Source organism: Cytobacillus sp. ABV4_503 (genome assembly GCF_056158445.1).
The window spans coordinates 1,553,406-1,567,667 of record NZ_JBSWTH010000001.1 but is presented as its reverse complement, the minus strand read 5'-3'; the positions used below and the strand labels follow the sequence as shown (position 1 = coordinate 1,567,667).

At 40.9% G+C, this 14,262-nt stretch carries 14 protein-coding genes; all 14 read right to left on the bottom strand.

Going from position 1 to position 14,262, the window contains the following annotated elements; all coding sequences use genetic code 11:
* Positions 1-29: 29 nt before the first annotated feature.
* Entirely contained in the window at positions 30-911 is an 882-nt protein-coding gene (gene tsf / locus ACXAD1_RS07980) for a translation elongation factor Ts (protein WP_206836468.1), read from the bottom strand.
* Positions 912-1,101: 190 nt separating this feature from the next.
* Positions 1,102-1,803, bottom strand: a complete 702-nt coding sequence (gene rpsB, locus ACXAD1_RS07975; protein ID WP_206836465.1) for a 30S ribosomal protein S2 — start codon at positions 1,801-1,803, stop codon at positions 1,102-1,104.
* Positions 1,804-1,950: 147 nt separating this feature from the next.
* Positions 1,951-2,412: a hypothetical protein gene (locus ACXAD1_RS07970; RefSeq protein WP_370221917.1), complete on the bottom strand. Its 462-nt coding sequence runs from the start codon at positions 2,410-2,412 to the stop codon at positions 1,951-1,953.
* 138 nt (positions 2,413-2,550) lie between these two features.
* A complete protein-coding gene (locus ACXAD1_RS07965) occupies positions 2,551-2,862 on the bottom strand; it encodes a hypothetical protein (protein ID WP_474909789.1) in 312 nt (103 codons plus the stop codon).
* 6 nt (positions 2,863-2,868) lie between these two features.
* A complete protein-coding gene (locus tag ACXAD1_RS07960) occupies positions 2,869-4,254 on the bottom strand; it encodes a DUF342 domain-containing protein (protein WP_474909788.1) in 1,386 nt (461 codons plus the stop codon).
* A gap of 37 nt (positions 4,255-4,291) precedes the next feature.
* Positions 4,292-5,047 (bottom strand): FliA/WhiG family RNA polymerase sigma factor, encoded by a 756-nt coding sequence (locus tag ACXAD1_RS07955; protein WP_206836454.1) that lies wholly within the window; start codon positions 5,045-5,047, stop codon positions 4,292-4,294.
* Positions 5,048-5,328: 281 nt separating this feature from the next.
* Positions 5,329-5,826, bottom strand: a complete 498-nt coding sequence (locus ACXAD1_RS07950; protein WP_370221914.1) for a chemotaxis protein CheD — start codon at positions 5,824-5,826, stop codon at positions 5,329-5,331.
* A complete protein-coding gene (locus tag ACXAD1_RS07945; protein ID WP_370221912.1) occupies positions 5,819-6,460 on the bottom strand; it encodes a chemotaxis protein CheC in 642 nt (213 codons plus the stop codon). Before ACXAD1_RS07945 ends, ACXAD1_RS07950 begins: the two co-directional genes overlap by 8 nt.
* The gene (locus ACXAD1_RS07940; protein ID WP_206836446.1) at positions 6,457-6,933 is read right to left on the bottom strand and encodes a chemotaxis protein CheW; all 477 of its coding nucleotides are present in this window, start codon (positions 6,931-6,933) and stop codon (positions 6,457-6,459) included. Before ACXAD1_RS07940 ends, ACXAD1_RS07945 begins: the two co-directional genes overlap by 4 nt.
* 32 nt (positions 6,934-6,965) lie before the next feature.
* A complete protein-coding gene (locus ACXAD1_RS07935; RefSeq protein ID WP_474909787.1) occupies positions 6,966-9,002 on the bottom strand; it encodes a chemotaxis protein CheA in 2,037 nt (678 codons plus the stop codon).
* Positions 9,003-9,021: 19 nt separating this feature from the next.
* A complete protein-coding gene (locus ACXAD1_RS07930; protein ID WP_474909786.1) occupies positions 9,022-10,125 on the bottom strand; it encodes a protein-glutamate methylesterase/protein-glutamine glutaminase in 1,104 nt (367 codons plus the stop codon).
* 6 nt (positions 10,126-10,131) lie between these two features.
* Entirely contained in the window at positions 10,132-11,004 is an 873-nt protein-coding gene (locus ACXAD1_RS07925) for a MinD/ParA family protein (RefSeq protein WP_370222764.1), read from the bottom strand.
* Positions 11,001-12,149, bottom strand: a complete 1,149-nt coding sequence (gene flhF / locus ACXAD1_RS07920) for a flagellar biosynthesis protein FlhF (protein ID WP_370222766.1) — start codon at positions 12,147-12,149, stop codon at positions 11,001-11,003. The genes ACXAD1_RS07925 and flhF overlap by 4 nt, the downstream gene beginning before the upstream one ends.
* Complete coding sequence (gene flhA, locus ACXAD1_RS07915; RefSeq protein WP_370222768.1) at positions 12,146-14,182, bottom strand: flagellar biosynthesis protein FlhA; 2,037 nt, start codon at positions 14,180-14,182, stop codon at positions 12,146-12,148. Before flhA ends, flhF begins: the two co-directional genes overlap by 4 nt.
* Positions 14,183-14,262: the final 80 nt, after the last annotated feature.

Here is a 14,262-nt window from a genome sequence, read left to right as displayed (position 1 = left end):
TCATAGCTGAATTAATTATTATTCAAAAATTACTTCTTAACCTGGTTCATTACTTCTTCAGCGAAGTTGTCTTCACGCTTTTCGATGCCTTCTCCAACTTCGTAGCGAACGAACTCAAGGATTTTTCCGCCTTTAGATTCAACGAATTTGCCTACTTTTTGATCAGGGTTTTTAACAAAAGCCTGGTCGTTTACGCAAACATCTTCGAAATATTTGCCAAGGCGTCCTTCAACCATCTTAGCAACGATGTTCTCAGGCTTGCCTTCGTTAAGAGCTTGCTGAGTCAATACTTGACGCTCGCGCTCTACTTCATCCTGTGATACTTCATCACGAGATACATATTTAGGGTTTAGGGCAGCAATATGCATTGCAACATCTTTCGCTGCATCTTCGTCAGTTGTTCCCTCAAGAACTGTTAACACACCAATGCGTCCGCCCATATGAAGATAAGCACCGAAAGCATCGCTCTCAGTTTTTGTTTTGATTTCGAAGCGGCGAAGAGAAAGCTTTTCACCGATTTTAGCAATTGCACTGTTGATGTGAGATTCTAAAGTTGCACCGTTAGCCATTGTCTGGCCAGCTGCTTCTTCTACTGAAGCCGGCTTGTTAGCAAGCAAATGCTCAGCGATTTCTTTTACAAGAGTTTGGAATCCTTCGTTTTTGGCAACGAAATCTGTTTCAGAGTTTACTTCAAGGATAACTGCTTCGTTTCCGTCAACTTTAACAGAAGTAAGACCTTCCGCAGCAATACGGTCACCTTTCTTAGCAGCTTTAGCGATTCCTTTTTCACGAAGGAAGTCGATTGCTTTTTCCATATCACCATCAGTTTCCTGAAGTGCTTTTTTGCAGTCCATCATGCCTGCGCCTGTTTTTTCACGAAGTTCTTTAACCATTTGAGCAGTAATTGCCATTATGAGATCCTCCTTAATGAGTTATGTAATAATATCTTTACCATTTATACCTGTATGGAAAACTAAACTTTGCCTATTCTTTAAAAAAAGGTGATAAAGGGTGCTCCCTCTTATCACCTTCTTTAAAATCAAGAAAAAGCACCTTAGAGCAGTACAGCTCCACGCGCTCCAAGGCGCCTCCGCTTTTTTATTAAGCAGTTGTAACTTCTTCACCTTGTTTAGCTTCAAGGATAGCATCTGCCATTTTGCCTGTTAACAATTTAACAGCACGGATAGCATCATCGTTTGCAGGAATTACAACATCAATTTCATCCGGATCACAGTTTGTATCAACGATACCAACGATAGGGATGTTTAATTTATGTGCTTCTGCAACAGCAATGCGCTCTTTGCGCGGGTCAATGATGAATAGAGCATCTGGAAGGCTCTTCATGTCTTTGATTCCGCCTAAGAACTTCTCTAAGCGCTCTTGCTCTTTCTTTAATTGAACAACTTCTTTTTTAGGAAGAACTTCGAAAGTTCCGTCTTCAGACATTCTTTCGATATCCTTTAAACGCGCAATACGCTTTTGGATTGTTTCAAAGTTTGTTAAAGTTCCGCCCAACCAGCGCTGGTTGACAAAGAACATACCAGAACGGATTGCTTCTTCTTTAACAGAATCTTGAGCTTGTTTCTTAGTTCCTACGAAAAGGATTGTACCGCCGTTTCCAGCAAGCTCCTTAACGAAGTTGTAAGCTTCTTCTACCTTCTTAACAGTCTTTTGAAGGTCGATGATGTAGATGCCGTTACGCTCAGTGAAGATGTATTTCTTCATCTTAGGGTTCCAGCGGCGTGTTTGGTGTCCGAAGTGTACACCAGCTTCAAGCAATTGCTTCATTGAAATTACTGACATTTGTGTTTCCTCCTAATGGTTTTTATTTCCTCCGCCCATATCATTTTCAGCCGGCAACTGCATGTGAACAGCACCATCCGGCTAAATCCATAAGCGTGTGTATTAACACCATTTGTTAATATAGCATAAGTGTTTTTCACAATCAAGCTATTCTTGCTGATTTTGACGAAATTTAAGCATTAATTCGATTTCTGTCTTCCCTTTTCCTAATTTTTTTGCAATATCCTCCACATTCATTCCCTGTTTTTTCATCATAAACACTTGATCTTCTAATGATGAAAAAATCGCTGCTTTAGCCCGCTGACTGCTGTCTGACTGCATTACAGATTCAGCTTCCTTCAAACCTTCTGTTTCATTCAATTCTTCCTCTAAAGCCCTTAAATTATTTTTGTAGGCTTTAGAAGCCTGGTATACAGATGCTCTGGCTAATCGCATTGATTTCTCCTCAGCTCCAGCTATATGTTCATCACTTTTTCTTTCCTTATTTAACTGGATACTTTTTTCTTTTACAGATATTTGGTTTTTAGCATTTATCTGCGAAAATTTGTTTATAAAATCATCGTTTTCTTCCTTCATTTGAATAAGGTAAGAAGATATGACTTCTTCCATTTCAACAAGCACTCTTTCCTGTTTTTTCTCTGTTTCCATTAATTTGTTCTGACGCAGAAACAGCAGAATAATGGCTAATAACGCTACAATATTAAGCAGCAGGCTAATAGCTAATAGAAAAGCTGTCATGATATCCCTCTATCCGCTGTAGTCAATAACCTTCCCTTTGTATGGATGGTTCTGTTTGTCATGGCTATCCTTTTTCTGATTTTCTTTCCGATCATGTCCACCGGCCTCTTTTTGGCTTTCGCTTTCATCATTGAAAAGAGTGACATTTTGTTTTTGCTCATGTTTTATCACGGTCGTCCGCCGCTTCTCAGCATTTTCCCGTGTGCTTTCGGCAGCAAACCCGCTGATTGCCTGTCCCCTCTGCTGAAGCTGATCCTGGATTTTACCTGCGTCAAACGTTCTTGGCAGTGCTATCTGCAGTTCTATTGATTTTAAACTCATCCCGGATCACTTCCTTATTAAAGGATCGTTTTTGGCTGTTTCTAAAGGATCACTTCTTATTTCTCCATTTGAACAACGGAACTTAAATGATTTAACTGTCTGCCGGATCACTTTTGAATATTTTCCAAAATGCATAGTAGTGTTTGGATAAACCTTCCCATAGATAAGAATCGAAGCATTTATTTTTTCTTCTTTTTCTTTTTCCAGTTCGGCAAGCTCTTCATTAAGTTTGGACAATTTATCCTGCAAATGGGCTTTTGTGGCCCTTTGTTTGAGAATAATAGTTCTTTGCTCTTCCGACAGATTTCCTGTAAGCCTGGCCATTTCTGTCAGTCTTCCTTCAATACTATCCAGCTTTTTGATTGTTTCCTGCAGTCTGGCTGATTCGTTTAAGAGATCTTTTTCGGCCTTAGCCAATTTGGAGTCCATCCCTGCAAAAAGCTCCGTTTTAGTAAATAAGTGATTCCCCAGCTCTTTAATCTCCATATCAGAGCCGGACAGAAGCTTGCCTCCAATGACCAAAGCGCCGCCGCACCTGATCGCTCCGCCAGCATGTACATGACTGTGAAGGATTGACTTTGTAATAACTACGTCCTGTTCAGCCTTCACTTTTGCCTGATTTAGATATGCTGCCTGAACAGAGCCACCCGATATAACTGAACCTCTATGACTTCCGGAAATTCCGCCAGAAATAAGCACATTGCCATCAGCCTGCAAGAAAGAGCCTTCCACCAGACCGGTAACAATGATGTCGCCTCCAGCTTTAATTTCATAACCGGCAGGAACATTGCCGCGTATCATAACATTCCCAACAAAATTTATATTCCCGGTTTTCAAATCAAGGTCGCCTATCACTTCAAACACCGGATTTACAGAAATGCTAATTGGAGTAAAGCTAACCTGACCATCCATTAGCGAATAATATTTGCCGCCATTTTCTAATACATTGTTTCCTGCTTTGACTCTTAAAGGTTTTCCATTCCTTGCTGGTATGGACTGTCCAAAAATATCTTTTCCGGGAGCACCGGGGGTAGGAGGAATTACAGATGCCAGGAGCTGTCCCTGTCTAACAGAAGGAATATGGAGAATATCTCTAAAATTAAACCCCTTTCTCCTCGTTTGCTGGTCAAAAGAGACTTCATTTAACAGGTATGCATCACTGCCGTTTTCTGCAGGAATTCCTTTTGCTACTAAAATGGGATATTCCACTGAGAAAGGGTCTTTGCAGATACTCTGGATTATTTCTTCGCTTACACCAAATGTGATTTTTTCGTCAGTAAGCAATTTGTGCAAATATTCAGAGTGAACGGCTCCATCCAGCTTATTAATATCTAACGGCTTAATCAATGCAGCTAATCGTTGAGCATCGACTAAAATTTGAAATTTTTCCATGCTGATTCCTTCCTTTGCAGAAAGAAATGACATAAGATTATATTGCTTTTTCCAGCAGCTGCCTCAGCTTAAAAATTGACTTTGAATGTATTTGAGATATACGGGAGGTAGATAAACCCATTACTTCGCCAATTTCTGTCAGCGTTAATTCCTCTTTATAAAATAAACTTAGCACCAGCTGTTCTTTTTCATTTAATTGTAAGATTTTTTCAGCCATTTCTTCCAAAATTTCATTCTTTAATACCTTTTCTTCTGGAATAATTGCTTTTTCATCCTTAATGGAGTAACTGCCATCTTTTTCTTCAGCATCGGGCTGTTCATCAATTGAAAGGATGTTTGCGTAAAAATGTTCGTTCATAACAGAATATACTTCATCTTCCTGCATCTCTGCTTCTTCAGCAATTTCATGAACAGTTGCATTTCGCATCAGCCGCTGCTCCAGCTTCTCAATGGCAGCTTCAATTTTTTTCGCCTTATCCCGCGTACTTCGGGGAAGCCAATCTTCTTTTCTTAATCCATCAAGAATTGCACCGCGAATGCGAAAAGAAGCATATGTATCAAATTTCAAATCTCTTGCAGGATCAAATTTTTCCAGCGCGTCATATAACCCCATTAGCCCCAGGCTTCGAATATCATCTCTTGAAACATTCTTCGGCAGGGTAGCGGATATCCGCTGTACATGATAGCTTACAAGAGGCAAATATTTTTTCACAAGAAAATTCCCCGCTTGAGCATCTCGAGAGTCGACCCATTTAGCCCAGTATGTGCTTTCTTCAGTTATCAGGTCTGCCATGGCCATCCTCCTCAAACGTTTCCATTTCTATTAACTATTGTTAGTATATCAAAATGTTTCCTATAAAAATATTAACTTCAGCCTTCACCGCTCACTTTTTAATCGATAAAGAGGGGAGGTTTTCTTCGAAGAGTTATTGTAGAGATTTATAAATAAGCCGGAGAAAAATCTGCTTTTATGGCTAGCGGTGATAATCTTGTAATATGCGATTTTGCTTTAAAGATTTATAAAGCCGAAATAAAAAAGCTGATTCACTAACTGCAAATTCATAAATCTGGAGCTTAAATAATCACTTGGCCTTTGTTTACAGTCCGAATCATTAGTTCTCCTGATTGAGGGTTGAATTCGATAGTTCTGCCGCTATGGCCCCCCACATCTTCCCCTAAAATGGCAATTTTTAAAGATGAGAGTTCTTTTTTTACTGCCTCAACATTCCTTGGGCCAATCCTCATTAAATCACTTCCAGAAGAGTACTTAAACATTTGAGCTCCGCCGGCAATTTTCGCTTTTAATCCTGTTGGTCTTGCTCCACTTTTCAAAAGAAGGCTCACTAAGTCACTGATAGCTGTATCAGCATATTTAGCTGAATTAAAGCTCGTACCTTTGGCAAGAGATGAATCAGGCAGCATAATATGTGCAAGCCCGGCAATTTCTGCACTGAGGTCATATAGAACCACACCAACACAGGAACCAAGTCCTGATGTCCTGATTAAGCTGGGGGTTTTCACAATATTCATATCTGCGATGCCAACTTTTACAACTTCAAGAAGATTATTCATGCTCTGAGACTCCCAAGGCCTTAAAAATAATTTGAAATGATTCAGGATCTGGAAGCAAAAAAAAGTGGCCATTTACAGCATCCGTATTATGGACTTCTTCATTTAATGCTGTATCAATGACTATAGCGTAATCGCTCACTTGTGAAATTTCCAGCAGCCCCGTGCCAATTATTGCTCCCACCATATCGATGCTTAGCATCGGCACTGAAGGAAAAAGTGATAGTTTCGTAAAATCCGATAAAGAAGATAAATAAGAACCTGAGAGAATGTTTCCAAGCTCCTGAAGTGCCGATAATGCAAGTTCATCATATGGCAGCTCATCTGTACAGAAAGGTATGTTTCCAGGCAGTTCCCGAATAAAGATTTCAGCCTGTTCAAGAGGCAGGACAAAAAACATGCTGCCAGGGGCGTCTCCTTCTATCCTCAGAAACACCCCGGCCACTACATTTTCTGCCCCTCCAGCCATATCGATCATTTCATCAAAAGAAACTATTTTTACATCCGGGACAGACATATCAATTTTTTTATTAAGAAGAGTTGATAATGCAGTCGCCGCATGTCCTGCTCCAATATTCCCGATTTCTTTAAGAATATCCAATTTCAGGCTGCTGATATTCTTGTCTAAAAAATTCATCCCGCTATCCCTTGTCCATCCTGAGCTGCCAATTCTTCAGGATTGAGGACTCTTTCCAAATCTATAAGGATAAATAATCGCTTTTCGATTTTCGTTACACCCTTGATAAAATCGGCCTCTTCAGAACCGATTACCTCCGGCGGGGGTTCAATCGATTCAAAGGCCACGTCAATGACATCATTTGCAGAGTCTACAATCAGCCCAACTTCCATATCATCCAATACCGCGATAATTACTCGTGAATGCTCATTATATTCAGCCTCTTCCAGATTAAATCTGCTTCTGAGACTAATGATCGGCGTCACAACACCCCGTAAATTGATTACTCCTTTTACAAAGCCTGCTGTTCGTGGAACCCGGGTTATATGCTCAACCTTTTCAATTGAACGCACCTGATTAACCGGAATCGCATACTCTTTATCTTTCAGCTGAAATACAATCAATTTTAAATCCGCGGCTGCCGTCTCAGTCATCCTGTTCACTCCTTTATAAACGTCAAATTAATTTATTTAATCAATGCATTGCAGTCCACTATCAGAGCCACCTGTCCATCACCTAATATGGTTGCACCGGAAATAGCAAACACACTGGTTAAGTAGTTTCCAAGGGACTTTAAAACTACTTCCTGCTGTCCAATAAAGGAATCTACAACAAGCCCGGCCATCTTTTCCCCTTTTCTGACAATGACAACAGAAATGAATTCGTCTTCCAGACTCTCGGATGGCACCTCAAAGATTTCCTTTAACGAAAGGAGCGGAACCACTTTTCCTCTGAAATCAATCACCTTTTGATTATGTGCACTTAAGATGTCTTCTTTTCTGATAATAGCTGTTTCAATAATAGACGATAGAGGGATTGCATATTTTTCCTTCTCAATCTCAACTAGCATGACTGAAATAATGGATAAGGTTAATGGCAGCTGTATGGAGAAAATGGATCCCTGTCCCACTTTTGAATCAATTGAAACTGATCCTCCCAATGACTCGATTGTATTCTTTACAACATCAAGCCCCACACCCCGACCGGAAACATCTGAGATTTTATCCGCAGTCGAGAAGCCAGAAGCAAAAATCAGTTCATAAGCTTGTTTGTCCGTTAGAGTGGAAGCCGTTTGCTCTGTAATGATACCGTTTTTCAGTGCTTTCTTAATAACCTTATCTTTGTTTATGCCTGCACCATCGTCCTCTATTTCAATGAACACATGATTGCCGCTGTGATATGCCTTTAATACGACATTTCCTTCTTCACTTTTTCCATTTTCTTTGCGGACTTCTGGTGTTTCAACCCCATGGTCCAATGCATTTCGGATTAAGTGCACAAGCGGATCGCCAATTTCATCAATAACCGTCCGGTCAAGTTCAGTTTCTGCCCCGACAATTTCGAGATTGATCTTTTTATTTAAATCCCTTGCCAATTGTCTGACCATTCTTGGAAAACGATTAAAAACCGTTTCAATTGGGACCATTCGCATATTCAGAATAATATTCTGAAGGTCTCCTGAGATCCTTGACATATGCTCAACCGTTTCATGCAGTTCCTGATTGTTTAATTCCTTGGATATTTGTTCAAGCCTTCCTCTGTCAATCACCAATTCTTCAAACAGATTCATAAGGATATCCAATCTCTCGATATTTACCCTAATCGTTTTATTGCTGACTTGCTTTGCTGCCGTGGCTTTCTTCTCCTCTTTTGGCATATCTGAAGCAGCCTCTGCGACCTCTTCTGCGGCAGGCAGTGCAGCTTCTTCCACTTTCACAGCTTCCTGAAGGCTATAGTCCCCCATAGATAGCGGCAGCACTTCTATTCTTTCCACTTCCGATACCTTCAAGAGTTTCTGACGGATAGCTTCAGTTGTTTCTTTTGTCACAATTGTTACGGAGAATTCCTGATCAAATTGCTCTTCTTCGAGCTGCTCAACTGATGGTGTTGCTTTGATCACTTCCCCACTCTTCTCGAGTACTTCAAAAACCATATATACTCTGGCAGCTTTCAGCAGGCAATCTGCCCGCAATGCTATTGATATTTCATAGGACTCAAAGCCCTGCTCCTTCGATTGCTGAATAACTGTCCATTCAAAATCATCATATGTAGTCTTGATCAGTCCTTGCGGTTCTGCAATGGCTGCCGCCGTTTCAGCTCTTGCCGAAGACTGTGCCGGACTTTCCCCTTTTTCGATCAGCATTAATTTTTCTACTGCTTCGGAAACATCCCTTTTGCCGTCACCGCCTTCCGCAATTGACTGGACCATTGCTTCAAGATCATCAACAGCCAGAAAAACGACATCCAGAATTTCAGCATTTACTTTAATTTTCTGATTTCTGATTGCATCAAGCACATTTTCCATTTGATGGGTTAGATTTGCTAGATCTTCGTACCCCATGGTGGCTGACATGCCTTTAAGCGTATGCGCTGACCTGAATATCTCATTAACTATTTTTATATCTTCAGGATTTTTCTCTAATTCAAGAAGCTGTTCATTGCACGCCTGCAAATGCTCCTTGCTTTCTTCAATAAATACTTCTAAATATTGATTCATCTCCATGTGCCTGCACCCCTCGGCTTTAAACAAATTTCAATATGGATTCTGCTATACGTTCAATATTCTGCACATCATCTGCCAGACCGGACTCAACCACTGCTCTCGGCATTCCAAATACAATCGATGTTTCTTTTGATTCAGCAATGGCCTTTACTTCAACGTTTTTCTTCATTGCCATCAGGCCATTTTTTCCATCTGCACCCATTCCTGTCATGATAACAGCAGTTATTTGAATCCCATTAATTTCACCTAATGACTCAAACATCACATCAACCGATGGCCTGTGTCCGTTCCTTGGCGGTGAATCATCCAGATGAATAACAAGATCATTGCCTGATCTTGCTGCAGTCAGATGAAAGCCACCTGGAGCTATATATGCCGTGCCGTTCTGAAGAATATCCCCTTCCTCAGCTTCCTTTACCGTTAAATCTGATAAACCGTTTAATCTGCTTGCCAGCGATTTCGTAAATCCGGCAGGCATATGCTGTACAACCAGGACCGGTGCACTAAGATTTCCAGGAAGGTCACTCAGCACTCTTTGAAGAGCACGCGGTCCGCCTGTCGAAGTACCTATGCAAACTAGCTTTCTGAGATTTGAGTTTGAGTTCGGTATGGAAGCAGATCGGCTGATCTGTATAGATTGACATGGTTCTATTTTACTATAATTTTGCTGAAGTACGGCAGATTTTTTTCCAATAGCTGAAAATTTAACCAGCCCTTTCAAATTAGCATTGCTCGCCTGTACTATTTTTTCAGTTAATTCAGTTTTTATTTTATGCAGGTCCAGTGAGATTGGACCTGATGGCTTCGCAATAAAATCTACTGCACCATATTCCATAGCTGTGAGGGTGTTTTCAGCTCCTGCCTTCGTGGTGCTTGAAAGCATTACTACAGGGACCGGCATGGTCTTCATGATAATTTTGAGAGCTTCCAGGCCATTTAAAACCGGCATTTCAACATCCATGGTTACTGCGTCAGGATTTAATTCTTTTATCTTCCTTAGTCCCTCTTCCCCATTTCTGGCTGTACCGACAACTTGAATTCTGACATCTTCAGAAAGGAAATCCGCTATCAGTTTTCTCATAAAGGCTGAATCATCTACTACAAGCACTCTGACTATCTTCATGCTGATTCACCCCCTATTAAAAAGAAATTTTTTCAGTTTTGTAATAAATTGGGCAGAATGGAGTTCACCAGTATGGCCGATAGGCCTTCCGCCAACTTTCTCAGTCATATTCCGAATTGCTTTCGAAGCCGCTGAATTCCCATGATGCAAAATGAAAGGGACTTGCCGTTTAACAGCCTGCTGTAAGCTGCGATCATCCGGAATGATTCCTAAGAGGTCAGCTTTCCTCCCTAAAAATCTTGAGACGACAGCAGAAATCCTCTTATACGTTTCCTGCCCTTCTCTCTCTCCTTCAGATCGATTAATGACCAAATGAAATGGAATATTATCATCCAAAAGATGTATATGCTTCATTACTGAGTATGCATCAGTGATTGACGTTGGTTCGGGTGTAGTAATAACCGCAATTTCCTGGACTGAGAGTATGAACTTCGCCGATTCTTCTGTAATGCCAGCACCCATATCAAAGATGATATAATCATAATTTTGAATGAGATCAGCAAGTTCTCCTGTGAATCTGGAAATTTGCTCATCATCCAGTTTCACAAAATGCGAAAGGCCAGACCCTCCGCCAATATAGTCAAGTCCCTGAGGTCCCTCAGAAATAATATTTTTCAGTGGGATATTTTTTTCTAAAAAGTCAGCAATTGAATATTTAGCCGACCTTCCCATTAGAATCTCAATATTTCCCATACCAATATCCAAATCGAATAACAATACCCTGTGCCCGTTTTTGCATAGGGAAATGGAAAAATTCAATGAAAAATTAGATTTCCCTACTCCCCCTTTTCCGCTTACAACTGCTATTGTTTTAAATTGATGATTTCGGCTGTCTACTTCTTTCAGCCTGGCTCTTAGCCTTTCTGCCTGATCGTTCATTTCTTATTCCCCATTAGTTGAGTAACAATAACCTCTGGCCCTGCCATCAGGATATCATCAGGAACATCCTGTCCATTTGTAATATAAGCAGCACCTTTTTTATATTTGTGAATTATGTTATACATGGAACCATAAGTTGAGGTTTCATCTGCCTTTGTGAAGATAAGCTTATCAATGTCTATAATGGAAAACTGGTTATAGATATCTTCCATATCCTTTTGTTTCGCGGTAAGCGAAAGCACTAAAAAGGTTTCCATATCATTCTCAAAATCAATGACATTCTTTAAATCTTCTACATACTGTTTGTTTCTGAAATTCCGCCCTGCTGTATCAATTAAAACCAAGTCATATTCTTTCAGTTTATCGGCTGCATGTCTGAAATCTTCTATTGTGTAGCAAACTTCCAAAGGTACATTCAGGATACTTGCATAGGTTTTTAATTGATCGATTGCAGCTATCCTGTATGTGTCTGCTGTGATAAATGCAGCCTTTTTTTTATGTTTAATTACACACTCTGCTGCCATTTTTGCCAATGTAGTAGTTTTTCCTACACCTGTTGGACCTGCTACATTAATATATTTTTTGCTGAAAGAAATCCCGCTGAATGGAATATCCTCAATTTGCTTTATTAGTTCATCGTGCAGCCAGGCCATTATTTCAGAATCCTTAGCGTTCCCTTTGCACAGATACCACTTTTCCATTAGCCCTTGAAGCACCAGATCCTGTACGGACTTTTCAATTTCCTGCTCATCAAGAATGAACAGGACTTCTCTTATCGCTTCAGGGTAAACAGTACTTGCCTGCTTTGTACTGGTCAAAGATGACATCATCTTTTTCAGGCTGCTTATCTCCCTAATCAGCTCATCTGAAGTTTTCGAACTGGAAAATTGAGCTTCTCTTTCATTCCACTTGTTATGGTCTAAAGGAGACGGAACCGCAGCAGGCTTTACTGCTGGCTTTTGCTCTAATTCCTGATTCGAGTCTACCGCGGCCATCACTTCAATATTCCTCTTCTTAAAAAAACCTAGGACTCCGCCGGTAAATACTATTCTTGAATTTAGAATTACAGCATCCTTGCCTAGCTCCGCACGGATTTGTTTCATCGCATCAGGCATCGATGCTGCCATAAACTTTTTTACCTTCAATCAATATTCACCACCCCGACACTTTGAACTTCCGCATTTGCTTCCAGTTCGTTATAGGAAAGAATCGGTATTTGCGGAAAATACCTTTCTGTTAATTGCCTTACATACATTCTGACTGCAGGAGAACAAAGGACAATTGGCGTCTGCTCCATCAGTGAGAGCTGTTCTACCTGCGATGCAATGGATTCCAGGATATTCTGCGATACCGTTGGGTCCATGGATAAATAATTGCCATGCTCTGTCTGCTGAACGCCTTCTGCAACCATTTTCTCGACTTTCCCTGATAGGGTTACGACTTTTATGGAGTCACCCTGCTGTGAAAACTGGTTAGTAATTTGTCTGGCCAATGCCTGGCGGGCATACTCGGTAAGAAGGTCAGTATCACTGGTAGCCTTTGCAAAATCAGCAAGTGTTTCAAAAATAACCGGTAAATTCCGGATGGAAACATTTTCTCTTAATAATTTTGCAAGTACCTTTTGAACTTCACCCACTGCCAATGGATTTGGGGTCACCTCGTCAACAAGGATTGGATAGCTTTCCTTGACATGGTCAATCAGCTGTTTTGTTTCCTGGCGGCCTAATAACTCATGGGCATTGCTTTTAATTACTTCTGTAATATGAGTAGACACAACAGATGGCGGGTCAACGACTGTATAGCCAAATATTTCTGCCTGCTCTTTCATTTCTTCTGTTATCCATTTAGCTGGCAGACCAAATGATGGCTCAATCGTATCAATACCTTCGATGCTATCATCTTCTATACCAGGACTCATGGCTAAATAATGATCGAGCAGAAGCTCGCCGCGTGCCATTTCATTTCCTTTTATCTTCAATCTATATTCATTCGGCTGCAGCTGAATATTGTCACGGATCCTTACCACAGGTATGACAAGCCCTAACTCGATTGCCAGCTGCCTTCTGATCATAACAATCCTGTCCAGAAGGTCGCCGCCCTGATTTGTATCAGCAAGTGGAATTAGCCCATAGCCAAACTCGAATTCAATTGGATCTACATTTAAAAGGTTAACCACACTTTCAGGACTTTTCATTTCGTCGGTTTCAATTTCTTCTTCCATCTCCAGCAATTGTTCCTTATCAGGCTGAGGAGTCCTTGCAATCGTGTAACCTCCGAAAATCATTAAACCGCCAATCGGCAAGGTTAGTACGAGCCCGATTGGAGTCAGTAAGCCTAAAAGAATAATAGTACCGCCAGTAACATATAACATTTTCGGATAAGCAAACAGCTGGGATGTAATATCTTTACCAATATTTCCATCAGATGCTGCCCTTGTTACCACAATACCCGTTGCAGTGGATATTAACAGTGCCGGGATTTGGCTGACAATTCCGTCACCAACCGTTAGCGTCGAGTATTTCATGGCTGCCTCTCCAAACGGAAGTCCGAGCTGCATCATCCCAATGACCACACCGAATAGAAGGTTAATTAGAGTTATAATGATCCCGGCAATAGCGTCACCTTTTACAAATTTGCTGGCACCATCCATCGAACCGTAAAAATCAGATTCACGGCTGATTTTTTCGCGGCGTTCCCTGGCTTCATGCTCAGAAATCATACCTGCATTCAAATCTGCGTCGATACTCATTTGTTTACCTGGCATCGCGTCAAGTGTAAAACGCGCTGCTACTTCGGAAACCCTCTCAGATCCCTTAGTAATGACGATAAACTGGATAATGATGAGTATTAAGAATACAACGAGACCGACAATGACGTTTCCCCCTGTTACGAAAGAGCCAAATGTTTCAACAACTTTCCCTGCTTCCCCTTCTGATAGAATGGATCTGGTCGTAGAAACATTTAACCCAAGCCTGAATAAAGTCATTAACAATATTAATGAAGGAAAAATGGAAAATTCGAGCGCTTCCTTCATATTCATGGCTGTCAGCAAAACCATAAGTGCAAGCGCAATATTAATAATGATCAGTACACTTAAAAGCCAAGGCGGAAAAGGAATAATAAGCATGGCTACTATTAGAATTACACTCATCAATACTGATAAGTCTCTTACTTGCATCGAAACTCTCTCCTTACAAGAAAAGCGCAAGTGCCTTGCTCACCTCCGACACCTCGAGGGGGTAGGCGCTGGAGCTAGAC

Coding starts and splice junctions, on each gene's coding strand:
- tsf (WP_206836468.1), bottom strand. CDS start 911: ATGGCAATTACTGCTCAAATGGTTAAAGAACTTCGTGAAAAAACAGGC.
- rpsB (WP_206836465.1), bottom strand. CDS start 1,803: ATGTCAGTAATTTCAATGAAGCAATTGCTTGAAGCTGGTGTACACTTC.
- ACXAD1_RS07970 (WP_370221917.1), bottom strand. CDS start 2,412: ATGGAAGAAGTCATATCTTCTTACCTTATTCAAATGAAGGAAGAAAAC.
- ACXAD1_RS07965 (WP_474909789.1), bottom strand. CDS start 2,862: ATGAGTTTAAAATCAATAGAACTGCAGATAGCACTGCCAAGAACGTTT.
- ACXAD1_RS07960 (WP_474909788.1), bottom strand. CDS start 4,254: ATGGAAAAATTTCAAATTTTAGTCGATGCTCAACGATTAGCTGCATTG.
- ACXAD1_RS07955 (WP_206836454.1), bottom strand. CDS start 5,047: ATGGCAGACCTGATAACTGAAGAAAGCACATACTGGGCTAAATGGGTC.
- ACXAD1_RS07950 (WP_370221914.1), bottom strand. CDS start 5,826: ATGAATAATCTTCTTGAAGTTGTAAAAGTTGGCATCGCAGATATGAAT.
- ACXAD1_RS07945 (WP_370221912.1), bottom strand. CDS start 6,460: ATGAATTTTTTAGACAAGAATATCAGCAGCCTGAAATTGGATATTCTT.
- ACXAD1_RS07940 (WP_206836446.1), bottom strand. CDS start 6,933: ATGACTGAGACGGCAGCCGCGGATTTAAAATTGATTGTATTTCAGCTG.
- ACXAD1_RS07935 (WP_474909787.1), bottom strand. CDS start 9,002: ATGGAGATGAATCAATATTTAGAAGTATTTATTGAAGAAAGCAAGGAG.
- ACXAD1_RS07930 (WP_474909786.1), bottom strand. CDS start 10,125: ATGAAGATAGTCAGAGTGCTTGTAGTAGATGATTCAGCCTTTATGAGA.
- ACXAD1_RS07925 (WP_370222764.1), bottom strand. CDS start 11,004: ATGAACGATCAGGCAGAAAGGCTAAGAGCCAGGCTGAAAGAAGTAGAC.
- flhA (WP_370222768.1), bottom strand. CDS start 14,182: ATGCAAGTAAGAGACTTATCAGTATTGATGAGTGTAATTCTAATAGTA.